The organism is Paracoccus sulfuroxidans (genome assembly GCF_007830335.1).
Lineage (GTDB): Bacteria > Pseudomonadota > Alphaproteobacteria > Rhodobacterales > Rhodobacteraceae > Paracoccus > Paracoccus sulfuroxidans.
In genome coordinates this window covers 232,437-254,559 of sequence record NZ_VLKU01000007.1, presented here as the reverse complement: position 1 = coordinate 254,559, position 22,123 = coordinate 232,437, and the positions used below count along the sequence as shown (strand labels likewise).

The following is a 22,123-nucleotide window of genomic DNA, read 5'->3' as shown; positions in this document are numbered from 1 at the left end:
GTTCAGGGAAGCGGACGCCCGGCTTGGGGGCGTCCGCCAGACTTTCCTCCGCGCCTAGCGCAGATCTTCGGGCATGAGGCCCTGCGGCAGGTTCTGATAGCTGACCGGGCGCAGGAAGCGGCGGATCGCAAGCGTACCGACCGAGGTCGCGCCGAAATTGGTCGAGGCCGGATAGGGACCGCCATGGACCATCGCGTCGACGACCTCGACGCCGGTCGGGAAGCCGTTCACCAGCACCCGGCCCGCCTTGCGCTCCAGCACCGGCAGCAGGCGCTGCGCGTCGCCCAGATCGCCCTCGTCCATGTGGATGGTCGTGGTCAGCTGCCCCTCGAACCCCTTGGCCAGTGCCACCATTTCATCGACCGAGCCGACGCGGACGATCAGCCCCAGCGGGCCGAAGACCTCTTCGCCAAGGCTGTGGTCCTGCAGATAATTGGCACCGGTCGTCTCATAGACGTTCGGGCTGGCCTGACGCCCGGTCGATTCGGTCGTGTAGACCGGCTTGACCGAATTGCGCGCGTCAAAGCGGGCCTTGCCGTTCTGATAGGCCTTGGCGATGCCGTTGGTCAGCATGGTCTGCGGACCCACAGCCTCCAGCGCGGCTTTCGCGGCGGCGGTGTAGCGGTCGGCATCCGCGCCATCCAGCACGACCGAGATGCCGGGATTGGTGCAGAACTGCCCCGCGCCCATGGTCAGCGAACCGGCCCAGCCCTTGCCCAGATCCTCGGCCCGCGCCTTCATCGCCTCGGGCAGCAGGAACATCGGGTTGACTGAGCCCAGCTCGCCAAAGAACGGGATCGGCTCGGGGCGTTGGGCGCAAAGATCAAAGAGCGCGCGACCACCACCCAGCGAGCCGGTGAAGCCCACCGCCTTGATCAGCGGATGCTGGACCAGCGCCGCGCCGACCTGATTGTCGCCGCCCTGGATCAGGCTGAAAACGCCCTTCGGCATGCCGGTCTTTCCGATGGCGGCGAAAATCGCCTCGGCAATGATCTCGCCCGTCCCCGGGTGCGCCGCATGGCCGCGCACCACGACGGGGCAGCCTGCTGCCAGCGCGGCAGCCGTGTCCCCACCCGCGGTCGAGAAGGCCAGCGGAAAGTTCGATGCACCAAAGACCACGACCGGGCCGACGGGACGCTCGACCATGCGGATGTCGGGACGCGGCGCGGGCTGACGGTCGGGCTGCGCCGGGTCGTGGCGGCGATCCAGATAGTCGCCCTTGCGGATGTGATCGGCGAACAGGCGAAGCTGGCCGATGGTGCGACCGCGTTCCCCCTGCAGACGACCTTCGGGCAGGCCGGTTTCCTGACTGCCGATTTCGGTGACCGCCTCGGCCCGCGCGTCGATTTCATCGGCGATGACCTCCAGAAAACGCGCCCGCTGTTCGCGCGTCGTATAGCCATAGGTCCAGAACGCCTCCTCGGCCGCCTGACAGGCGCGGTCGACCAGATCGACGGTGCCGACACTGAACTGATGGGCCGGGCCATGCGCAGGCTCGGACTGGAAATGCGTCGCTCCATCGACCCATTCACCCGCGATCAGGTGCTTGCCATGGGGGGTAAAGGTCATGTCGTGGTCCTCTCCAACTGTCGCTCGTCTTCGCTTTAAGCCATGTCGACTTGAAGTATAATACTTCCTGCGCCCTGAAACTGCACTTTTCCGGCATGTGGAACAAGGCGGCTTGTTCCGCCCCTGCGGTGATGCATAAATCCGCATAACAACAAGTAAAGGCGAACGCGCCATGAAAATAGCAGTAGTTGGGCTGGGTTATGTGGGCCTGTCGCTGGCGGTCCTGTTGTCCCAGCACAATCGGGTGATGGCCCTCGACATCAACCGCGCGCGGGTCGAGATGATCAACCGCCGCACCTCTCCCCTAGAAGATGCCGAGCTGCAGGACTGGCTTCAGACCCGAACGCTGGACCTGACGACCACGACCGAGGCGGCCGAGGCGCTGGAGGGGGCTGCCTTCGTCATCATCGCCACGCCGACGAATTACGACACCCGCACCCACCGCTTCGACATCTCCAGCGTCGCCCAGATCGTCGAGCAGGCACGCCAGTTCGCGCCCGACGCGCAGATCGTCATCAAATCGACGATCCCGGTCGGCTGCACCGAAGAGCTGCGCGAGACCTATGGCTATGACGGCATCTTCTTCTCGCCCGAGTTCCTGCGCGAAGGCCGCGCGCTTTACGACAACCTTTACCCCTCGCGCATCGTCGTCGGCGATCAGGGGCCCGAAGGGCAGCGCTTCGCCAGCCTGCTGACCGAGGCCGCGATCCGCAAGGACATGCCCGTCCTTTTCACCGGCCCGACCGAGGCCGAGGCGATCAAGCTGTTCTCGAACACCTATCTTGCAATGCGCGTCGCGTATTTCAACGAACTCGACAGTTATGCCGTGGCGCGCCACCTGAACACGCGCGAGATCATCGAGGGTGTTTGCCTCGACCCGCGCATCGGGGATCACTACAACAACCCCTCGTTCGGCTATGGCGGCTATTGCCTGCCCAAGGACACCAAGCAGCTGCTGGCCAATTACAACGACGTGCCGCAAAGCCTGATACAGGCCATCGTCGAATCGAACCGCACCCGCAAGGATTTCATTGCCGACCAGATCATCGCGCGCAAACCCCGGCGCGTCGGCGTCTATCGGCTGGTGATGAAGGCCGGATCGGACAATTTCCGCGACAGCTCGATCCAGGGCATCATGAAGCGCATCAAGGCCAAGGGGATCGAGTGCATCGTCTATGAACCGGTTTTGGAGAGCTCCGATTTCTTCAACAGCCGGGTGGTGAACGATCTGGCCGAATTCAAGGCGCAATCCGACCTGATCATCGCCAATCGCATGTCCGGCGACCTTGATGATGTCACCGAGAAGGTGATGACGCGTGACCTTTTTGCGGTGGACTGATGGCCGATCAAGCGAAAACCGTTCTCATCACCGGCGCGGCCGGGTTCATCGGCTCGCATCTGGCGGCGCTGCTGTTGGAGCAGGGTCACCGCGTCATCGGGCTTGACGCGCATGACAGCTATTACGACCCCGGGCTGAAGGTTGCACGTGAAACAAGGCTGCTGAATTTCCCAGAATTTCAGCCGGTTCGCGCCCGCGTCGAGGATCCGGGCGTGCTGATGGAGCTGTTTCAGACCCATCGCCCCGACGCCGTCGTGCATCTGGCGGCGCAGGCGGGGGTGCGGTTTTCCATCGACAATCCCCGCGCCTATGTGCAGTCGAACATCCTTGGCACGTTCGAACTGCTGGAGGCGGCGCGCGCCTTTCCGCCACAGCATCTGCTTCTGGCCTCGACCAGCTCGGTCTATGGCGCGAACACGGAAATGCCCTATCGCGAGACGGACAAGGCCGACAGCCAGATGTCCTTCTATGCCGCCTCGAAAAAATCGACCGAGGCGATGGCGCATTCCTATGCGCATCTCTTCGGCCTGCCGGTGACGATGTTCCGCTTCTTCACCGTCTATGGCCCATGGGGACGGCCCGACATGGCGCCCTATCTGTTCACCCATGCGATCCTGCAAGGCGAGCCCATCAAGATCTTCAACCACGGCGACATGCGCCGCGATTTCACCTATGTGGGCGATCTGGTCCGCGCCATTGGCCTGTTGATCCCGAAGCCGCCCACCGCAGGCGCGTCGATCGGACCCGAGGACAGCCTCTCCCCCGTCGCCCCCTGGCGCGTGGTCAATATCGGCAATGGCAGCCCGGTGCAGCTTCTGGATTTCATCGCCGCGATCGAGGACGCCACCGGCCGCAAGGCGATCCGCCAGATGCTGCCGATGCAGCCCGGCGATGTGCCCGCCACCTGGGCCGATACCACGCTGCTGCAACGCCTGACCGGCTATGCGCCGCAGACCGACATTCGCGACGGCGTGCAAAGCTATGTCGAATGGTTCCGCAGCTATTACCGCCAGCAGGGCTGACAGAAGTCACCGGCCCCGCACCGGGGCTTGCATCGCTACGACCGAAAGCCTAGGTTCACGCCAACTCATACACTTGGGGTGCTCTTTACAGAGCTGAGAGGTGCCAGGCACCGACCCATCGAACCTGATCCGGATCATACCGGCGTAGGGAAGGGTAGAGCGTCGCGGCCGGCACCAGCCCCATTTCCGCACACGCAGCCACCTTTCCTCGTCCCCGACCCCGGACCAAGAAAGGCACAGGATGCAGGCTCCGATCGCATTGACCATCGCCGGCTCGGACAGTGGCGGAGGCGCGGGGATTCAGGCCGATCTGAAGGTATTCTCGGCGCTTGGCATCTTCGGGGCCAGCGTCCTGACGGCCATTACCGCCCAGAACACCCGCACCGTTGCCGCGGTCGAGGGCGTCTCGCCCCAGATGGTCGCGGCCCAGATCGATGCAGTCTTCGATGATCTGGACATTCGCGCGGTCAAGATCGGCATGGTGGGCGGCCCTGACACCATCGCCGCCGTCGCCGACCGGCTGGCCCTGCATCTGCGCCCCGAGATCCCGGTGGTCCTCGACCCGGTGATGATCGCGAAATCCGGCGACGACCTGCTGCCGGGCGAGGCGATCGCCGCGCTGAAGGAACGGCTGATCCCGCTCGCGACCGTCCTGACCCCCAACCTGCCCGAGGCCGCACGGCTTCTGGATGAACCCGAGGCCGACGGGGCCGATGACATGGCCCGGCAGGGCGAGTTGCTGATCCGGCTGGGCGCGCGCCACGTCCTGATGAAGGGTGGGCATGGCCGGGGAGAGGTCTGCACCGACCTGCTGGTCGGCCCGCAGCCGCTGACCCTTTCCGCCCCGCGCCAGCAGACGGCGAACACGCATGGCACCGGCTGCTCGATGTCCTCGGCCGTGGCAGCTGGGCTGGCGCGCGGCATGACCGTGCCCGACGCCGTTACCCGCGCGCATGAATGGCTGCAGGGCGCGATCCGCGCCGCTGACCGGCTGCGCGTTGGTCAGGGCCACGGCCCCGTCCACCATTTCCACGAAATCTGGCCCAGCGCATGACCCAGACCATCACCATTCGCGGCGCAGGCGTCATGGGCCTGACCATCGCGACCGAGCTTGCCAATCGCGGCTTGCCGGTCCGCATCATCGACCCGGCGCTTGGCCCCGGCCCGCAGGCCTGCAGCTGGTGGGCGGGCGGTATGCTGGCGCCGCATTGCGAAAGCGAAAGCGCCGAACCTGTCGTCGTCCGCCTTGGCCTTGATGCCGCCGACTGGTGGGAAGCCAATGGCGCGCCCGTCACCCGGCGCGGCACGCTGGTGCTGGCCATGTCGCGCGACCGGACCGAGCTTGACCGTTTCGCCCGGCTGACCACCCATCACCAGCTGCTGGACGGCGACCAGATTGGCGCGCTGGAGCCCGATCTGGCGGGCCGGATGACGCGCGGCCTTTACTATGAATCCGAGGCGCATCTGGACCCGCGCAAATCGCTGGCCGCCCTGCGCCAGCGCCTGAAGGAGCGTGGCGTCGAATTCCTGCCCGAGGGCGAGGCCCCCGGCCTGACCGTCGACGCGCGCGGCCTTTCGGCCCGCGACCAGCTGACCGATCTGCGCGGCGTCCGGGGTGAGATGATGGTCATTCGCTGCCCCGAGGTGAACCTGACCCGCACCGTCCGCCTGCTGCATCCGCGCATCCCGCTTTACGTCGTGCCGCGTGGCGAGGGCGTCTATATGCTGGGCGCGACCATGCTGGAATCCGGCGCGCGGACCCATGTGACCGCGCGCGCGGCGGTCGAGATCCTGTCCTCGGCCTATGCGCTGCACCCGGCCTTTGCCGAGGCCGAGATCCTGGAACTGGGCGCAGACGCCCGCCCCGCCTTCCCTGACAACCTGCCCCGGCTGCGCCGTCGCGGCAGCACGCTTTTCGCAAACGGCCTTTACCGCCACGGCTATCTTCTGGCCCCCGCCGTGGCCCGCATGGCCGCCGACCATCTGCAAACAGGCCAGACACCGGAGTTCATGGATGAAAATCACGCTTAACGGAGAGATCCGCGAACTGGACGGCCCCTCTGTGCAGGACGCGCTGGCCCAGATCGGGCTGGGCGAGGCGCGCGTCGCGACCGCGCTGAATGGTGACTTCCTGCCCGCCGCCAGCCGCGCCGGGACCGCGCTGAAAGACGGCGACGCGCTGGAAGTCGTCGCACCGATGCAGGGGGGCTGACCGATGCCGGTCTTTTACGGAACCGAAATCGACAGCGCCCTGATGCTGGGGACGGCGCTTTACCCCTCGCCCGCGATCATGGCGGACGCTTTCCGCGCCTCGCAGGCGGGGATCGCCACCGTCTCGCTGCGCCGCGAAGGTGGGCAGGGGCAGGATTTCCACCGCCTCATCAAGGACCTGAACGTCGCCGTCCTGCCGAACACTGCAGGCTGCCACTCGGTCCGCGAGGCGGTAACCACCGCCCAGATGGCACGCGAGGTCTTCGACACCCCCTGGATCAAGCTGGAGGTCATCCGCGACGACGACACCCTGTGCCCCGATGTGATCGCACTGGTCGAGGCCGCGAAGATCCTGTCGGACGACGGCTTTCAGGTCTTCCCCTATTGCACCGAGGATCTGTCGGTCTGCGGTCGCCTGCTGGACGCGGGCTGCGAGGTGCTGATGCCCTGGGGCGCGCCCATCGGCTCGGGCCGGGGGCTGAACAACCCCTATGGGCTGCGTTCGGTCCGGGCGCATTTCCCGGATGTGCCGCTGGTCGTCGATGCGGGCATCGGCCTGCCCAGCCATGCCGCGCAGGCGATGGAGCTGGGCTTCGACGCCGTGCTGCTGAACACCGCCGTCGCGAAGGCAGGCGATCCGGTCGCCATGGCCCGCGCCATGGCCATGGCCATTCAGGCCGGGCAATTCGCCTATGCCGCCACCCCCATCGAGGCCCGCGACATGGCCGCGCCCTCGACCCCCGTCTTTGGAAAGGCCGTTCTGGGATGACCCTGCCCCGCTTCTATCCGATCTTCGACAGCGCCGACTGGATCGCGCGCGCCCTGCCTTTGGGCGTCAAGCTGGTGCAGATCCGCGCCAAGGACCTGCCCGAGGCGCAGCTTCGCGAAGAACTGATCCGCAGCCGCGACCTCTGCCGTCAGCATGGCGCGACGCTGGTCGTGAACGACTATTGGCAACTCGCGATCGAGCTGGGCTGCGATTTCATCCATCTGGGGCAAGAGGATCTGGACAGCGCCGACATTCCCGCGATCCGCAAGGCCGGGATCCGGCTGGGTGTCTCGACCCATGACCATGCGGAACTGGACCGCGCGATGGCGCTGGCCCCCGATTACGTGGCGCTCGGCCCGGTCTGGCCGACGATCCTGAAGAAGATGAAATGGGAACAGCAGGGGCTGGAGCGCGTGACCGAATGGCGCAAGCTGGTCGGCACGACGCCTCTGGTCGCCATTGGCGGCGTCACCCCGGACCGCGCGCGTGAGGCTTTTGCGGCAGGTGCCGACATCGCCTCGGCCGTGACCGACATCACGCTGAATGCCGACCCCGAGGGGCGCATCCGCGAATGGCTGCAGGTCACCGCATGAGCCGCTATGCCCGCCAGATGATCCTGCCCGAGGTCTGCCCCGAGGGGCAGAACCGGCTGGCGCTGGCCCGGGTGCTGGTGGTCGGCGCGGGCGGTCTGGGCGTGCCCGCGTTGCAATATCTGGCGGGCGCGGGCATTGGCCAGATCACCCTGATCGACCCCGATCTGGTCGAGGAAACCAACCTGCACCGCCAGCCGATGTACCGCATGAAGGACATCGGCCAGCCCAAGGTGCAGGCGGCCATGCAGGCCGTGGCGCGCCTCAACCCCGAGGTTCAGGTCACCGCGCTGGTCGACCGGCTGACGCCCGCGAATGCGCCCGCGCTGGTGGCGGATGCCGATATCGTGCTGGATTGCGCTGACAGCTATGCGGCCAGCTATACGCTGTCGGATGCCTGCCTTCAGGCCGATGTGCCGCTGATTTCCGCCTCGGCCCTGGGGATGCAGGGCTATGTCGGCGGTTTTTGCGGCGGTGCGCCCAGCCTGCGGGCGCTGTTTCCCGACCCGCCCGACAGCGGCCAGACCTGCGCCACGGCAGGCGTGCTGGGCCCGGTCGTCGGCATGCTGGGCTGCATGCAGGCGCAGATGGCGCTGTCGGTGCTGCTGGAGCTGCAGCCCTCTCCGCTGGGGCAATTCATCCGGCTGGATGCGGGGCTGCGCCTCACGCAATTCCGCTTTGACACCGCCCCCGAGGCGGACGGACCCCGCTTCATCGCGCGCGAAGATCTGCGCGCGGGCGATCTGGTCATCGACCTGCGCCCGGAAACCGAGGCGCCGCGCAAGGCCACCCCGGACGCCTTGCGCATGCCCGAATATGGAACAACCGGCCCCCTGCCCGATGACGGGCAGCGGGCAGTTCTGGCCTGCCGCTCGGGCCTGCGCGCATGGCGCGCGGCTGACCGGCTGGCCCATCGCTGGAATGGCGAAATCACCCTTTTGGCTCTTGGAGGAGACGACGAATGAAACCCCTTGCCATCGCTGCCTTTGCGGCATTCCTGGCCCAACCGGCGCTTGCGGAAGACAAGGTCACGCTGATGCTGGACTGGTTCGTGAACCCCGATCACGGCCCGATCATCGTCGCGCAGGAAAAGGGCTTCTTCAAGGACGCCGGGCTTGAGGTCGAGATCGTCGCCCCCGCCGACCCGGCCGATCCGCCGAAACTGGTCGCGGCGGGCAAGGCCGATCTGGCGGTCTCGTATCAGCCGCAACTGCATCTGCAGGTGCATGAGGGCCTGCCGCTGACCCGCGTCGGCACGCTGGTCGCAACGCCGCTGAACTGCCTGATGGTGCGCGCCGATGGCCCCGTGCAAGAGGTCGCGGATCTGAAGGGCAAGAAGATCGGCTATTCCGTCTCGGGCGTGGAAAGCGCGCTGGTGACGGCGATGCTGAACAAGGCGGGCCTGACGCCGGATGATGTCGAGATGATCAACGTCAACTTCTCATTGGGGCCGGCGCTGATCACCGGGCAAGTCGATGCCACCATCGGCGGCTATCGCAACTTCGAACTGACGCAGATGCGCATCGAAGGAGCCGAGGGCAAATGCCTGTTCGTCGAGGAACAGGGCGTGCCGACCTATGATGAGCTGATCTTCGTCGCCAATTCCGACAAGCTGAACCGCGATGTGATCACGCGCTTCCTGTCCGCCGTTGAACGCGGCGCGCAATACAGCGTGAACCATCCCGATGACGCTTGGGAGGTCTTCTCGGCCACCGCGCCCGACCTGAAGGATGAGTTGAACACCCAGGCCTGGAAAGACACCCTGCCCCGCTTTTCGCAAAGCCCGGCGGCGCTGGACCATGGCCGCTATGCCCGGTTCGAGACCTTCCTGCATGAGGCCGGTTTGGTCGACAAGGTCCTGCCCGTCTCGGCGCTGGCCATCGACCCGGGTGCCGAGGAGGCGACGGAATGACGAATTACGGCAAATGCTTCACCGAATGGCGCGAGGCCGCCGGTCAGGAATGGCACGACTATACGCGTCATGAGTTTGTCGAAGGCATCCGGCTGGGCACCCTGCCCCAGCCCGCCTTCATGAACTACCTCGTGCAGGACTATATGTTCCTGATCAACTTCTGCCGCGCCTGGGCCTTCGCCGTCGTGAAGGCGGGCACGCTGGAGGAAATGCAGGCCTGTTCGCGCACCGTCGACACGCTGCTGCAGACCGAACTGGGCGCCCTGCACACCGAGGTTTGCGCCAAGGCCGGGCTGACGCCCGAGGCTTTGGCCGAGGTGGAAGAGGCCGTGCCGAACGTCGCCTATACCCGCTATGTGCTGGATTCGGGCCTCTCGGGCGATTTTCTTGACCTGCTGGCGGCGCTTGCGCCCTGTGTGCTGGGATATGGCGAGATCGGTCTGCGGCTGGCGAAAGAGAGCGCGCCCGACAATCCCTATGCCGAATGGATCGCCACCTATGCGGGCGAGGCCTATCAGGCCAGCTGCGTCGAGGTCGGGCAGCTGCTCGACAGCGCCGTCGCCCGTCGGCTGGGCGATCACCCCGAGGCCACGCCGCGCTGGACCGAACTGTCCAAGCGCTTCACCATGGCAACACGGCTTGAGGTCGGTTTCTGGGGGCTTGGTCGCGAATGACCGTCGTTGCGCGCGTTTCGGGTCAGGCCTGGGTGGGGGACGAGCCGCTGTTCGCCCCCATCGACCTGCAGCTTGAGGCGGGGGACTGGAACTGCCTGCTTGGGCCCTCGGGCGTTGGCAAGTCGACGGTCCTGCGCCTGCTGGCGGGGCTTGAGACCGGCGTGCGCTTCGAAGGTCTTGTGGAATGTGACCTGCCGGTTGCGCTGATGGCGCAGGACCCGGGGCTGATCCCATGGCTCGACATCACTGGCAATGTGACACTGGGCGCGCGGCTGCGGGGCGAGACGCCCGATCTGGCGCGCGCCGCCGAACTGATCGCGGCGGTGGGCCTTGCCGACCGCGCGGGCCATATGCCCGACCGCCTGTCGGGGGGGCAGCGCCAGCGGGTCGCGCTGGCGCGCACGCTCTTCGAGGATCGGGCCATGGTCCTGCTGGACGAGCCCTTCTCGGCGCTGGATGCCCGCACCCGCGCCGGGATGCAGGATCTGGCGGCCCGCCTGCTGGCGGATCGCACGGTGCTGCTGGTCACGCATGACCCGCCCGAGGCCGCACGACTGGGCGATGAAATCCTGCTGCTGACCGAACGCGGGCTTGAGGCGCAGCCGGTCACCCTGCCCCGCGCCCCCGGCATGGCGCGCCCCTATGACGCGCCGGAAGTCCTGCAAATGCAGGCCGAATTGATGCGCAGGATGCTGGCATGAGACATATTCTTCCCGTCCTGCTGCTGGCGCTGCTGATCTGGCAAGGCGTCATCTGGCTGACCGCGATCCCGCCCTTCCTGCTGCCCTCACCCCAGGCCGTAGTCGAGGCGCTGTGGCTCAACCGCGCCGAGATTCTGCGCCACGCGGGGTTCACCCTGTCCGAGGTGGTGATCGGCTTCCTGCTCGGCTCGGCCCTTGGGGCGGGGCTGGCGGTCGCCATGGGTTATTCGCCGCGCATCAGCCGGGTCTTGCGCCCGCTTCTGACCTTCAGCCAGACCATTCCGGTCTTTGCGCTGGCCCCGATCCTGACGCTATGGCTGGGCTTCGGCATGCTGCCCAAGATCGCGATGACGGTGCTGATCGTCTTCTTCCCGGTGGCCAGCGCCTTTTCGGACGGGCTGATGCGCACGCCCGCCGCCGCGATGGATCTGGCGCAGGTCATGGGCGCCAGCCGAGGCCGGATCATGCGGCACCTGCGCATTCCCGCCGCCCTGCCGCAACTGGCAACCGGCCTGCGTCTGGCAGCGGTCTATGCGCCCATTGGCGCGGTCATCGGCGAATGGGTCGGCGGCGCGCGCGGACTTGGGGCGCTGATGATCCATGCGAATGGCCGGATGAAGACCGATCAGGTCTTCGCCTCGCTGCTGGTGCTGTCGCTGATGACGGTGACCTTCGCCTGGCTGGTCTCAGCCATCCTGCGCCGGGTCTGGCGGCGCTACGGGGTCTAGACCAGACGCTCGGCCCCGACCAGATCGGCGGGGGTGTTCAGGTTGATGAACGGGTCAAAGGGCTGGCTGGTGAAGATCGCCCGGCCCGGATCATGGGCCGCCGCATACATGCCCGGACGCAGAAGCCCGCTTTCGATGGCGGCGTAAAGATCGTCGCGCAAGGCCACAGGCCACAGCCCGCAGGTCGGGTGATCCTGCACACGTCCCGTCTCATCCGGGCTGGCGGCCAGCGCGATGCCATGCCTGCCCGCCGCCTCGCGCAGCCGGTGCACAAGATCCAAGGGTACGAAGGGCGTGTCGACAGAGACCGTGACAACGGCAGGCATCCCCAGCGATTGCGCCCATTCCATCGCCGCCAGAACGCCTGCCAACGGACCGGCAAAACCGGGGTAGGTATCTGAAATGATGGGCAGATCGTAATCGGTGAACAGCTCGGGGTCAGTGTTCGTGTTCAGCGCCAGCGGGGCACATTGGTCACGCAACCGGGTGATCACCCGCGACAGCAGCGTCTCTCCGCCCAGAAGCCGAAGCGCCTTGTTGCCGCCACCCATACGGGTCGAGCGGCCTCCGGCCAGAATGACGGCGGGGATCTGGGACAGGGTCGGGCGCAGGATGCTCTCCGTCAGTGGCTTCGGTCACCCAACTGTGACGCCCGCATGACAAAAAGGCCAGCCCCATGAAAGAAGGGGCGCATGCGGACGCATGCACCCCCTTTTTCCGAATTTTCGCGGATCAGGCGAAGAGCTTCGCGGCAGTGTTCGCCACGCGGCGGCCCAGATAGCGGGCGCCGTCCAGTTCTTCCTCGCCCGGCTGACGCGAGCCGTCGCCATTGGCGATGGTCGTTGCGCCATAGGGTGCGCCGCCGACAATCTTCGAGTTGTCCATCTGGCCCTGGAAGCCATAGTCGAGGCCGACGATGGTCATGCCGAAGTGCAGCATGTTGGTGATGATCGAGAAGAGCGTGGTTTCCTGACCGCCGTGCTGGGTCGCAGTCGAGGTGAAGGCCGCGCCCACCTTGCCGTTCAGCGCGCCGCGGGCCCAAAGGCCGCCTGCCTGATCAAGGAAGTTCGACATCTGGCCGGTCATGCGGCCAAAACGGGTGCCGGTGCCGATGACGATGGCATCATAGTTTTCCAGATCGGCAATGGTCGCGATCGGAGCTTTCTGGTCCATCTTGTAGTAGGACTTGCGGGCGATCTCTTCCGGAACCAGTTCCGGGACGCGTTTGATGTCGACGGTGGCACCAGCTTCACGGGCGCCTTCGGCCACCGCTTCCGCCATTTGTTCGATGTGGCCGTAAGCCGAGTAGTAAAGAACCAGAACTTTGGTCATCTGCGTATTTCCCCGAGTGCGTTAATTCCTGTGCAATGAACGTATTCGAGGTCAGCCGGTTTCATCAGCCCTGCATTGACTGTCGCCGCGTTCGAAGATTCCGAACGCTAGGGCTTCACCCCCGCCGCGATGGCTCGGCCCAGCGCAAAGGCGCGCTGCTCCAGCAGAACCGGCGTTTCACAGACATAGGTCAGCGCCTGCTGGCGGTCCTGAAAGATGCGCGTGTCCCAGTCCAGCGCCTTTTCCTCGGCGTCGATGGCGTCGAAATCGGGGGTCTCGGCTTTCTCCATCTCGGCCATTTTGGCGCGGCGGTCCTCGATCTGCTTGGCCAGATCGACCTGCTTGTGCCCATAGCGCCCGATGCCCGAGATCAGCGCCGTGCGATGCGGGTCGATACGGTCGAAGATCGCGACCATCAGCGCGGTCAGATGCGCATTGTCGGCGGTCTTGGCGTATTCGGCAATCTCGGCCTCAGCTTCGGCGATGGGCAGGCGGCGCTGTTCCAGCCGCTCGGCCAGATGCACGACCTCGGTCGAGCGGGCCAGTTCGCGGATGGCGTCGTCAGGCTCGGGTCCCGTCCACATCTGGCCCAGCGACAGATGCGGCTGCTTGCGCTGCACGCAGGGCCAGTCGGGGTCGGTTCCATCCGCCGCCTGCGCGGCGCCCGCGATCAGCAGAAAACCCAGTGCAAGATATTTCATCATCCCCCCTTCCGGCGCGCCCAGAGGCCCTTGGCCGGATCGTACATGAAGACCGCGCCGCCGAAAAAGACCACCAGACAGCCCAGCACCACCACAAAGGACAGAAGATCGAACTGTCCGTAAAGGGCAAAGCGGATCAACTCCACCGCATGGGTGAAGGGGTTGACCGCACAGATGTCGTGCAGAAGGGTCGAGCTTTCGCGCATCCGCCACAGCGGATAAAGCGCAGTCGAGGCGAAAAACATCGGGAAGATGACGAAGTTCATCACCCCGGCGAAATTCTCAAGCTGGCGGATGGCCGAGGACAGGAACAGCCCCATCGCGCCCAGCATCATCCCCGACAGGATCAGCGCGGGCAGCACGGTCAGATAGCCGTAAAGCGGCGGCTCGATCCCCCAGGCCCAGGCGATCGCCAGGAAGGCATAGACCTGCAGGATCGACACGAAGACACCTGCCACCAGCTTTGATGCCAGCAGGAACCAGCGCGGGAACGGGCTGACCAGAAGCGTGCGCATCGCCCCAGTTTCGCGGTCATAGACCATCGAAAGCGAGGATTGCATGCCGTTGAACAGCTGGATCATCGCGCAAAGGCCAGGGGTCACATAGACCTCGTAAAGCACATAGGTCTGATAGGGCGGCGTGATCGACAGACCCAGCACGGCGCGGAACCCGGCGGCAAAGATAAACAGCCAGACCAGAGGCCGCACCAGCGCCGCCAGAAAGCGGCCGCGTTGATTGATGAAGCGCAGCGTCTCGCGCCGGGCGATGCCCCAGAAGGCGGTGAACCACATACGCGGGGTCAGCACACGGTCGGTCATGCGCGCTCTCCGGTCAGTCGCAGGAAGGTTGCGGTCAGGTCGCCATCCTGCGCGATATCGCCCGCGCGGCCCTGTTCCAGCACCTGCCCCTTGTGCAGGATCACCAGCCCGTCGTCGGGCTGGATCTCATCCATGATATGCGTGGCCCATAGCGCCGAGACCCCCTGCTGCGTCAGCTTGCGGGTCAGGTCCAGCACCTCGGCGCGGGATTTGACGTCAAGGCCGACGGTCGCCTCGTCCAGAAGCAGCAGGTCGGGACGATGGATCAGCGCACGGGCAATCTCGGCCCGGCGCTGCTGACCGCCCGACAGTGCGGAAACCTTGGCCCCGATCCGGTCGGCCAGTTCGACCTGCTCCAGCACCTCCACCGCGCGGATGCGGGCCTCGCGGGCGGGGATGCCGTGCAAGGCGGCGTGATAGATCATGTTTTGCAGAACCGTCAGATCGGCATCCAGCGCGCGCGACTGGAACACAACGCCCAGTCGGGCCAGCACCTGCCCCGGCTGTTGCCGCAGATCATGGCCCGCGATCTTTATGGTGCCGGAGGTGCTGGTGTAAAGCCTTGTAATCAGCGAAAAAAGCGTGGTCTTACCCGCGCCGTTCACCCCCAGCAAAGCGGTGAAACTGCCGCGCGGCACCACCAGCGAGACATCCTTCAGCGCCTGAAACTTGCCGAAACTGTGGCTGACGTTCTGGATGGAAAGTGCGTCTGTCGGCATGGTCCCTGTCCCTGGTGCCCGGCTGGTTCTGGCCCGGCCCCCGTGGTCCACCATCGCCACTGCTGTGGCAGTATCAAGCCCAAACGATGGCGGGACGGGCCGAAACCCGTCCCACCGATGCCGTGTCAGCGGATGTTGAACACCGCTTTTTGCGTCTCGCCGGTCGAGCCGGGGATCGACAGGCTGTAGCTGCCCGGCTGGATGGCGATGAAGCTGATTTCGGCCTCGCCCGCAGCATCAAACTCCAGCGAGTGGACGCCCATCGGGCGGATCTCGATGTCGTTGATCACGACCTCGTTCACCCAGACGGCGCGGAAGAAGTCGCCGCCCGACAGCGCCAGCTCCTGCGAGCCGTCCGACACGATCTTGATGCGGTAATAGCCGCCCGATTTCAGGTCATAGGGTGCCTCAGCCACATTCTTGCCCGAGCCCAGCGTCAGCGGCGCCAGATCGGCGCGGTTGGCTCGCGCCATGATGCCCGAGGGGCCGTAATCGAACTGCGCGCCGGTCGCCGCAGCCTCGGTCGTGGCGGCCGCCGCTGCCGGGGCGTCGTCATCATCGTCGTCATCGGCTTCTTGTGCGCCTGCGGGCAGCGCCAGGGCGGCCATTACGACAAAAGCAGTCAGGCTGGTCTTGATCGACATTCAGTCTTCTCCTGTTGGGTGTTTTCTAATCAGTTCGGTGCCACGACCACGCCCCAGGGCTGCTGCCCGACGGGGACCGATTTCACGACCTTCAGGGTCGCGACATCGATGATCGACACGTCATTCGAGTTGCCGTTGGTGGTGAACAGATATTTTTCGTCCGGCGTGAAGGCCATCTGCCAGACCCGCTGGCCGACCAGCAGATATTCCAGCACCTCATCGGTTTCGCCGTCGATCACCGCCACGCGGTTCGCCGGGCCAAGGGCCACGAAGACGCGCTTGCCGTCCTGCGTGGTGCGCACGCCGACGGGCTGGATGGCTTCGGGCAGGACGCCGGGGATCTCGAAGGTGATCTTCTTGGTGATTTCCTGCGTCGCCGGGTCGATCACGCTGACCGTGCCGCCGATTTCGGCGCTGACATAGAGCTTGCTGCCATCGGCAGTGAACTGGGCAAAGCGCGGGCGCGAGTCGACCAGCACGTTGGCGAAGATCTCGAAGGTCTCCGAGTTGATGAAATGCGCCATATTGGTGGTTTCCGAGGTGTTGATGACCACCTTGCCATCCGGGCTAACGCCCATGCCCTCGGGCTCGACCCCGACGGGGATCTCGGCCAGCACCTGATGGGTCTTCACATCGACGACGGTGACCAGGTTGTCATCCTCATTCGCGATGTAAAGCGGGTTGCCCGAGGGATGCAGCACGAACAGCTCAGGGTCAGGACCCGAGGGCAGCGTGTGCATTTCCTCCATCGTCTCGGGGTTGAAGACGCGCACCAGATCGTCGTCCGAGGCGCAGACGTAAAGCTCTTTCCCGTCCGGGCTGATGGTGATGCCGCGCGGGCGCGTGCCCACCGGATAGGTCCCGATCACCTCCAGCGTATTGCTGTCGAGCACGGTGACATCATTGCCCTTTTCGTTCGAAACGAACACTCGGTTGGCCAGGGCCGGAGTCGCGGTCAGGCCCAGCGCAAGGCAAAGGCAGGAAGTCAGGGTGGCTTTCATGGATCTCCTCAGAACTTGCATTCGGTTTCGGGACGGTCGATGCCCAGCGTATCAAGTGCCGAGCTTTGGTGCAGATACTGGTCCTGCGGGCTGACCGAGGCGACCAGCGCACCGGTCGCCAGCAGGATCGGCTGGCGCAACTGGTGATCCCAGTCACGCATGGTCAGTTTCTGGCCCTTGAAGCCTGCGACCTCGAAACGGTCGGACAGCATGAACTCTTTCAGCTTGTCGGGATCGGCGGTCTGGGCGCGGGTCGCGGCTTCCCCGATCATGCGCAGCGCCAGCCAGGTCTGGTAATCCTCATCCCGCATCGAACGGTTCGCGAGCTTTTCGAACCGGTTCTGGAACTGCACCCCGCCCCAGGCCTCGAACGCCGGGTGCCATGAGCGCGGGACCAGCCCGGCCGAGCCGGCTACCAGCCGCGCGTCCCAGGTCTGATAGGGCATGTAGGCGGCAAAGATCCCGGCCTCATCGGCGGTGATCATCACGTCGTAATCCGGTGCCCGCTGGGTAAAGACCGGCATCTGCTGTTGGACCTGAACATGGCCGCTGTCGGTGCGACGGGCGCCGCCGGTGTCCTCGAAGGTGCGCTCCTCGACGATCTCGGCGCCGAATTTGCGGGCGGCGCGGCGATAGGCCTCGGCCAGGTTTTCATCCTCGGGGTGGCTGCCCTTCACAAGGAACCAGCGCGGCCATTTCTTCCACATCAGGAACTGCGCCAGACCATCGGCCAGCATCGCGTGGCTGGGGGCGGCGTGCAGCACATTGAAGCGGCAATCCTTGCCGCGCAGGTCGTCACCGCGCGCCCCCGCGTTCAGGACGATCGCGCGATCCTTGGCCAGATCGGTCAGCCGCAGCGTCATCGCGTCATCGGCCAGCACCACGACGAAGGGAATTCCCTGCGCCAGCAGCTTCTCCATCTCGCCTTCGGCGGTCTCGGGTGTTGCGGCCACTTCAAGTGCCTCGAACTCCTGCCCCATGAAGCGGCCGGTGGTCGCGTTGTCATCGATTGCAAGGCGGGCACCGGCAAAGCCCAGGTCCTGCGGCGGCAGATCCAGCCGCGAGATCGGAAGCAATCCGGGCCTGTCGACACGCAGCACGGCGGCCCGGATCATCTGCGCCTGCTTCTGCGCTGCCGCCGGAGGGGAGGCAGGGTCAGCCGTTTGCGCAAAAACCGGGGTCGCAACCGCTAATCCAGCCAAAAGTATGATGATTCTATTGATCATTCTTGTTCCCCCCTCTGCATCATGGCTGCGAAAATCTCCTGCGCCAACCCGACAAACATCCCGAAAAACTCGGGTGATTTTCCCTGCGACCAAAGGATAGGCATACCAATTTCCGATGGACGACCGGCCCGCCCGCGCGCATCCTCGGCCCCATGAAGCTGCTGCGCATCTTGACGCTTGCACTGTTCACCGTTGCCACGGCAGCGATCACCCCCGTTTATGGCCCGCCACCCGAGCCCGGCACCGCCGTCTGGTTCGGGCTGCACTTCATCGACACCTCGACCGAGGGGGCGATCAACGGCGTGCGCGAGGATGAAACCCAGCGCATCGCCATGATCGAAGAGTTCATCGCCGACGATCTGCGCGAGCGCGGGTTCACCCTGCAGGAGCCCCCTGCGGATGAAGTCGCCTCGATCAAGGACCCGGTCAATTCGAACGGCCGTGACACCCGGATCGCGCGCGAGCTTGGCACGCGCTATGCGATCTCGGGCGAGGTGCAGAAGGTGTCGAACCTGATCCTGTCCCTGAACCTTTACGTTCGCGACGCCGAAACGGGCAAAAACGTCCGGGCGGGGGCGGTCGATATTCGTGGCAACAATGATGACAGTTTCCGCCGCGGCTATCGCTATCTTATGAAAAACATCATCTTCCGAGAGGAATAATCCATGAAGACACTGCTTGCCGCCGCCTGTGCAACAATGGCCCTGACCGGCGCCGCCTGGGCGCACGGGCCGGTGCGACTGAAGCTTGAGCTTGAGCAGAAGCTGAACGCGACCCCCGATGAAGTCTGGGCCGCCATCGGCAAGTTCGACGACATGAGCTGGCACCCGGCAGTCGCAAGCACCGAGATCACCGGCGACGGCTCGGTCGACCAGCCCGACAAATCCGTGCGCGTCCTGCATCTGAAGGCCGACGCGGGCGATCCGACCATCACCGAGACGCTGACCAAGTGGCAGCCGGAAAAGCGCTGCTACGCCTATATGATCACCGAGGTCGACGTGGCGGTGCTGCCGGTCACGAATTACGCCTCGACCCTTTGCGTCAAGGATGACGGCGGCAAGGCGCTGGTGAACTGGAAGGGTGGCTTCTATCGCGGCTTCCCGAACAACAACCCGCCTGCCGATCAGAACGACGACGCGGCGATGGCGGGCGTCACCGGGATCTATCAGACGGGTCTGGACGCGTTGGCCGAGAAGTTCGGCAAGGCGGAATGATCCGCCCCGCGATGGTCGCGGCGGCCCTGTCGCTGCAGCCCGCCATGGCTGCCGATCTGGCATTCGTGACCTCGCAGAATGCGAATATGGTGTCGGTGGTCGACCTGACCTCGGGCACCATTCTTGCCGAGGTGCCGGTCGAGGGCGCGCCCGCGCCCGTGGCCTATGACCCTGCGCATGGCCGCGCCTATGTCATCTCGGCCGAGACCGGGCGGCTGAGCGTCCTTGACGAAAGCGGCGCATCGCTGCGGCAGGCCGAGATGGGCGAAGGCGCCTTCGGCATCGCCGCTGCGGCGGATGGCGGGGCGTTTCTGACCGACTGGTACGGCGAAAAGCTGATCCGTCTGGACGCCGATCTGAAGCCTCTCTGGACTGCGCCCACCGGCAAGGCACCTGCGGGCGTCGCGGTCAGCGAGGATGGGAAGCTGGTCGCCACGGCGGACCGCGATGACAACCGCCTGTCGATCTTCGACGCATCAACCGGCCAGTTGATCGCCCATGTCGCGACCGGGCTGCACCCCTACAGCGTGACCTGGTACGAGGGGCGCTTCTGGACGGCGGATGTGCAAGGCGACAGCGTCACGGTGATCGATCCGGCGCAGGCGAAAGCCGTTGGGCAGGTCAAGACCGGCAGCCACCCCTATGGCATCGCCTTCGCGGGCGGCAAGGGCTTCGTCACAGACCAATATGCCGGGACGGTCACGGTGTTTGACCCCGAAAGCCTGACCGAACTGGGCCAGATCGAGACGGGCGACTACCCCGAGGGCATCGCCACCCTGCCCGATGGCTCGGGCGTGGCGGTGGCGCATTGGGATTCGAACACGCTGGTGCTGATCGACGCGGCCAGTCTGGAGATCACGCGCAAGATCGAGATGCCGGACGGCCCCCGCGCCTTCGGCCTGTTCACGGGTCGTCAGCGCTAGCCTCAACCAGATCGCGCCCGGCAAGGATCCAGCCATCCGTGCCCTCGGGAAACCACAGCACATCGCGATAGCCAAGGGCCACCGCACGCTTGGCGGCGTTCCAGCTCATCCAGCAATCCGACATGCAGAAGATTACCACCGGACGCGCCGGATCGCCCTGCGTGACGCGGGCCAATCCGTCCTTCAGGCGCTGCGCCTCGGCCGGGGAGATCTGCTGATAGCCGGTGTCGTAAAGCCAGGTCGCGCCGGGGATCGTCTGATGCGGAGCGGCGTGCCACAGCATGCCCGCCGGAAGGCCCGCAGGCTTTTGCTGGCGGGGATAGACGTCGACAAAAGCCACGCCCTGATCGTGCAGCCGCAACGCCTCATCACCGCCGATCACCCGCGCGCCCTGAAGGGTGGCCGGGACGGGATCGCGATACGGCTCTCCGCGAAAATCGGGGGGTTCGGCGACCTCAGCCAGCGCCATGGGCAGATGGACGGGCGCCATCGCAAGGCACAGGGCCTGCAACAGCGCCCGCACGCTCATTCCTTCAGCGCCTTGCCGTAATCGTCCAGCAGAGGCACGCCCGCCTCACGCAGGATGGCGTCGATCTCGGCCTGGTTGCGGCGGATCAGGCTGTTCAGCTGGCGCTTCCAGTCCTGCTCCTCGGCGCGGACGCCCATGGTGATGCGGAAGAACAGGCGCGGGTTCGTCTGTTCCTTCAGCAGCGGCACGAATTGCAGATCGGGGTCGTGCTTGACCAGCGGGCCCGCAATTGGCCCCCACAGCACGGCGGCCGCCAGATCGCCGGATTTCACCTGCGCCAGCATGTCGCCGATCGGGTCCTCGATCCGGCGATCCACCACCAGATCCGCGCCGCGCATGTTCTTGGCCAGCCCCGCCCGCGCCAGATGCGTCGCCGGAGGCGTCCCCGCCACCACGCCGATGGGCTTGTCCTGCAGCGCCGGGTCGGTCAGCGTGTCGACCTGCGCCAGCGGGCTGTCCTTGCGCGTCACGATCCCATAGGCCGAGGTGTAGTAATGGTTCGTGTTCTGCACCATCTCATCGCCCTGGGCATAGCCCATGACGACATCGCAGAGCCCCGCCCGCAGAGTCTTGCGGATGAAGCCCGGCCCTTGCGGGAACCAGGTATAGGCCAGCGGCAGTTCCAGCTTGGCGGCCAGAAGCTCGGCCAGCTTGTTTTCGAAGCCCGAGCCGTCCGCGGAGGACATGGGCACCGCCGCCGGGTCGGCACAGACGCGCAGTTCGGTATGTGACCGCAGGTCCGCAACCTGCGCTGCGGCGGGGACCGCCACGGCACAGGTCACGAGGACAGCGACCAGTTTGCGGTAAAAGCTCATCCGTTCATGCAGGAATCTTCCTGCGCGGTAAACTCATCCGACTTGTCGGCGCGCTTCGCCGGGCGACCACGGGGCAGCTCTTCCGTGCCGCGTGCCAGCAGGTAAACATAGATGTCGTCGATATAGCACCAGGCGTTCTTGTTGGTGCCGAATGCGGGCATCACAAGGTTGCCCTCTTGCTTGCCGGAGGCCGCAATCTCAAGGAAGTCGTAATAGTCGAGGCGCAGCACCGATTTCTTCAGCGCCGGTGCATAGGTCGAGCCTTCGCCATCCGGGCCGTGGCAGACGTGGCATTCGGCCGAATAGCGGCGGAAGCCCGAGAAGGTGGCATAGTCGAAGGTGCCGTCTGCCTCTTTCTTGAACACCGGCACGCCCTCGGCGTTGTACCAGCGACCGTTCTCCATCTTGTCGGGGGTCAGATCCATGCCATTCGCCAGGGCCGTGCCACCAGCTTCAGCGGTCTCGGCTGGCGCGTCGGCAGCAGCCTCGGCCCCTGCGGCAGGCGCAGCTTCGGTCGCGGCCGGGGCGGGGGTCTCCGCAGGCTGTTCGGCGGTCTGAGCATAGGCATGGCCTGCCAGCGCAAGGAACATCGCCGTCAAACCGGCGGTGGTCAGGTGGGTCATAGGTCTCTCTCTCCCTGGGTGCGTCTACCGTAAAGTAGCCGCCCCAAGGTTACCCTTGGAGCG

The 22,123-nt window shown here is 65.5% G+C and carries 27 protein-coding genes and 1 riboswitch; of the genes, 15 read left to right on the top strand and 12 right to left on the bottom strand.

Annotated elements, in window-relative coordinates:
* Nucleotides 1-54: 54 nt before the first annotated feature.
* Nucleotides 55-1,569, bottom strand: a complete 1,515-nt coding sequence (locus IQ24_RS12890; RefSeq protein WP_145398443.1) for an aldehyde dehydrogenase (NADP(+)) — start codon at nt 1,567-1,569, stop codon at nt 55-57.
* A 172-nt stretch (nt 1,570-1,741) separates the two neighbouring features.
* Here IQ24_RS12890 and IQ24_RS12885 point away from each other — a divergent pair, with 172 nt between their 5' ends.
* From IQ24_RS12885 to IQ24_RS12830, 12 genes are all read left to right on the top strand, one after another.
* Complete coding sequence (locus tag IQ24_RS12885) at nt 1,742-2,908, top strand: nucleotide sugar dehydrogenase (protein WP_145398441.1); 1,167 nt, start codon at nt 1,742-1,744, stop codon at nt 2,906-2,908.
* Nucleotides 2,908-3,930, top strand: a complete 1,023-nt coding sequence (locus tag IQ24_RS12880; protein ID WP_145398439.1) for an NAD-dependent epimerase/dehydratase family protein — start codon at nt 2,908-2,910, stop codon at nt 3,928-3,930. Before IQ24_RS12885 ends, IQ24_RS12880 begins: the two co-directional genes overlap by 1 nt.
* 64 nt (nt 3,931-3,994) lie before the next feature.
* Nucleotides 3,995-4,098, top strand: a riboswitch (TPP riboswitch).
* Nucleotides 4,099-4,171: 73 nt separating this feature from the next.
* Nucleotides 4,172-4,984 carry a bifunctional hydroxymethylpyrimidine kinase/phosphomethylpyrimidine kinase gene (thiD, locus tag IQ24_RS12875; protein ID WP_145398437.1) on the top strand — a complete coding sequence of 271 codons (813 nt, stop codon included), beginning with the start codon at nt 4,172-4,174 and terminating at the stop codon, nt 4,982-4,984.
* Nucleotides 4,981-5,961: an FAD-dependent oxidoreductase gene (locus IQ24_RS12870; RefSeq protein ID WP_145398436.1), complete on the top strand. Its 981-nt coding sequence runs from the start codon at nt 4,981-4,983 to the stop codon at nt 5,959-5,961. The genes thiD and IQ24_RS12870 overlap by 4 nt, the downstream gene beginning before the upstream one ends.
* Nucleotides 5,945-6,142, top strand: a complete 198-nt coding sequence (gene thiS, locus IQ24_RS12865; protein WP_145398434.1) for a sulfur carrier protein ThiS — start codon at nt 5,945-5,947, stop codon at nt 6,140-6,142. Before IQ24_RS12870 ends, thiS begins: the two co-directional genes overlap by 17 nt.
* Nucleotides 6,143-6,145: 3 nt before the next feature.
* Nucleotides 6,146-6,910 (top strand): thiazole synthase, encoded by a 765-nt coding sequence (locus IQ24_RS12860; RefSeq protein ID WP_145398432.1) that lies wholly within the window; start codon nt 6,146-6,148, stop codon nt 6,908-6,910.
* Nucleotides 6,907-7,503, top strand: coding sequence for a thiamine phosphate synthase (locus IQ24_RS12855; protein WP_145398431.1), 597 nt, complete (start codon nt 6,907-6,909; stop codon nt 7,501-7,503). The genes IQ24_RS12860 and IQ24_RS12855 overlap by 4 nt, the downstream gene beginning before the upstream one ends.
* Nucleotides 7,500-8,465 carry a HesA/MoeB/ThiF family protein gene (locus tag IQ24_RS12850; protein WP_242008161.1) on the top strand — a complete coding sequence of 322 codons (966 nt, stop codon included), beginning with the start codon at nt 7,500-7,502 and terminating at the stop codon, nt 8,463-8,465. The genes IQ24_RS12855 and IQ24_RS12850 overlap by 4 nt, the downstream gene beginning before the upstream one ends.
* Nucleotides 8,462-9,412, top strand: a complete 951-nt coding sequence (locus IQ24_RS12845) for an ABC transporter substrate-binding protein (RefSeq protein ID WP_145398427.1) — start codon at nt 8,462-8,464, stop codon at nt 9,410-9,412. The genes IQ24_RS12850 and IQ24_RS12845 overlap by 4 nt, the downstream gene beginning before the upstream one ends.
* Nucleotides 9,409-10,086: a TenA family protein gene (locus IQ24_RS12840; RefSeq protein WP_145398425.1), complete on the top strand. Its 678-nt coding sequence runs from the start codon at nt 9,409-9,411 to the stop codon at nt 10,084-10,086. Before IQ24_RS12845 ends, IQ24_RS12840 begins: the two co-directional genes overlap by 4 nt.
* Nucleotides 10,083-10,787 (top strand): ABC transporter ATP-binding protein, encoded by a 705-nt coding sequence (locus IQ24_RS12835; RefSeq protein WP_145398423.1) that lies wholly within the window; start codon nt 10,083-10,085, stop codon nt 10,785-10,787. The genes IQ24_RS12840 and IQ24_RS12835 overlap by 4 nt, the downstream gene beginning before the upstream one ends.
* A complete protein-coding gene (locus tag IQ24_RS12830; RefSeq protein WP_145398422.1) occupies nt 10,784-11,515 on the top strand; it encodes an ABC transporter permease in 732 nt (243 codons plus the stop codon). The genes IQ24_RS12835 and IQ24_RS12830 overlap by 4 nt, the downstream gene beginning before the upstream one ends.
* Here the strand turns inward: IQ24_RS12830 and mobA are convergent.
* From mobA to IQ24_RS12790, 8 genes are all read right to left on the bottom strand, one after another.
* The gene (gene mobA / locus IQ24_RS12825) at nt 11,512-12,093 is read right to left on the bottom strand and encodes a molybdenum cofactor guanylyltransferase MobA (protein ID WP_422386277.1); all 582 of its coding nucleotides are present in this window, start codon (nt 12,091-12,093) and stop codon (nt 11,512-11,514) included. The genes IQ24_RS12830 and mobA overlap by 4 nt on opposite strands.
* A 154-nt stretch (nt 12,094-12,247) precedes the next feature.
* Nucleotides 12,248-12,847, bottom strand: a complete 600-nt coding sequence (gene wrbA, locus IQ24_RS12820) for an NAD(P)H:quinone oxidoreductase (protein WP_145398418.1) — start codon at nt 12,845-12,847, stop codon at nt 12,248-12,250.
* A 107-nt stretch (nt 12,848-12,954) separates the two neighbouring features.
* Nucleotides 12,955-13,548 carry a hypothetical protein gene (locus IQ24_RS12815; protein ID WP_145398416.1) on the bottom strand — a complete coding sequence of 198 codons (594 nt, stop codon included), beginning with the start codon at nt 13,546-13,548 and terminating at the stop codon, nt 12,955-12,957.
* Nucleotides 13,548-14,366 (bottom strand): ABC transporter permease, encoded by an 819-nt coding sequence (locus IQ24_RS12810; RefSeq protein WP_145398414.1) that lies wholly within the window; start codon nt 14,364-14,366, stop codon nt 13,548-13,550. Before IQ24_RS12810 ends, IQ24_RS12815 begins: the two co-directional genes overlap by 1 nt.
* Nucleotides 14,363-15,085: an ABC transporter ATP-binding protein gene (locus tag IQ24_RS12805; RefSeq protein WP_145398413.1), complete on the bottom strand. Its 723-nt coding sequence runs from the start codon at nt 15,083-15,085 to the stop codon at nt 14,363-14,365. Before IQ24_RS12805 ends, IQ24_RS12810 begins: the two co-directional genes overlap by 4 nt.
* A gap of 125 nt (nt 15,086-15,210) precedes the next feature.
* Nucleotides 15,211-15,693: a cupredoxin domain-containing protein gene (locus IQ24_RS12800; protein WP_422386276.1), complete on the bottom strand. Its 483-nt coding sequence runs from the start codon at nt 15,691-15,693 to the stop codon at nt 15,211-15,213.
* Between the two features lie 65 nt (nt 15,694-15,758).
* Nucleotides 15,759-16,730, bottom strand: coding sequence for a YVTN family beta-propeller repeat protein (locus IQ24_RS12795; protein WP_199756563.1), 972 nt, complete (start codon nt 16,728-16,730; stop codon nt 15,759-15,761).
* A gap of 8 nt (nt 16,731-16,738) precedes the next feature.
* Nucleotides 16,739-17,845: an ABC transporter substrate-binding protein gene (locus tag IQ24_RS12790; RefSeq protein WP_242008157.1), complete on the bottom strand. Its 1,107-nt coding sequence runs from the start codon at nt 17,843-17,845 to the stop codon at nt 16,739-16,741.
* Nucleotides 17,846-18,126: 281 nt separating this feature from the next.
* Here IQ24_RS12790 and IQ24_RS12785 point away from each other — a divergent pair, with 281 nt between their 5' ends.
* From IQ24_RS12785 to IQ24_RS12775, 3 genes are read left to right on the top strand one after another with little or no spacing between them, the layout of a single operon-like run.
* Nucleotides 18,127-18,618 carry a DUF3280 domain-containing protein gene (locus tag IQ24_RS12785; protein ID WP_242008156.1) on the top strand — a complete coding sequence of 164 codons (492 nt, stop codon included), beginning with the start codon at nt 18,127-18,129 and terminating at the stop codon, nt 18,616-18,618.
* A 3-nt stretch (nt 18,619-18,621) separates the two neighbouring features.
* On the top strand, nt 18,622-19,170 hold the full coding sequence (locus IQ24_RS12780; protein ID WP_145398405.1) for an SRPBCC family protein: 549 nt from the start codon (nt 18,622-18,624) through the stop codon (nt 19,168-19,170).
* Nucleotides 19,167-20,093 carry a YncE family protein gene (locus tag IQ24_RS12775; protein ID WP_145398404.1) on the top strand — a complete coding sequence of 309 codons (927 nt, stop codon included), beginning with the start codon at nt 19,167-19,169 and terminating at the stop codon, nt 20,091-20,093. The genes IQ24_RS12780 and IQ24_RS12775 overlap by 4 nt, the downstream gene beginning before the upstream one ends.
* Here IQ24_RS12775 and IQ24_RS12770 read toward each other — a convergent pair.
* The 3 genes from IQ24_RS12770 to IQ24_RS12760 are packed head-to-tail and all read right to left on the bottom strand — an operon-like array spanning nt 20,074 to nt 22,060.
* Entirely contained in the window at nt 20,074-20,622 is a 549-nt protein-coding gene (locus IQ24_RS12770; protein ID WP_145398402.1) for a PQQ-dependent catabolism-associated CXXCW motif protein, read from the bottom strand. The two genes, IQ24_RS12775 and IQ24_RS12770, sit on opposite strands and share 20 nt — an antisense overlap.
* Nucleotides 20,619-21,437, bottom strand: a complete 819-nt coding sequence (locus IQ24_RS12765; RefSeq protein ID WP_145398400.1) for a substrate-binding domain-containing protein — start codon at nt 21,435-21,437, stop codon at nt 20,619-20,621. The genes IQ24_RS12770 and IQ24_RS12765 overlap by 4 nt, the downstream gene beginning before the upstream one ends.
* On the bottom strand, nt 21,434-22,060 hold the full coding sequence (locus IQ24_RS12760; protein ID WP_145398398.1) for a c-type cytochrome, methanol metabolism-related: 627 nt from the start codon (nt 22,058-22,060) through the stop codon (nt 21,434-21,436). Before IQ24_RS12760 ends, IQ24_RS12765 begins: the two co-directional genes overlap by 4 nt.
* Between the last annotated feature and the right edge of the window lie 63 nt (nt 22,061-22,123).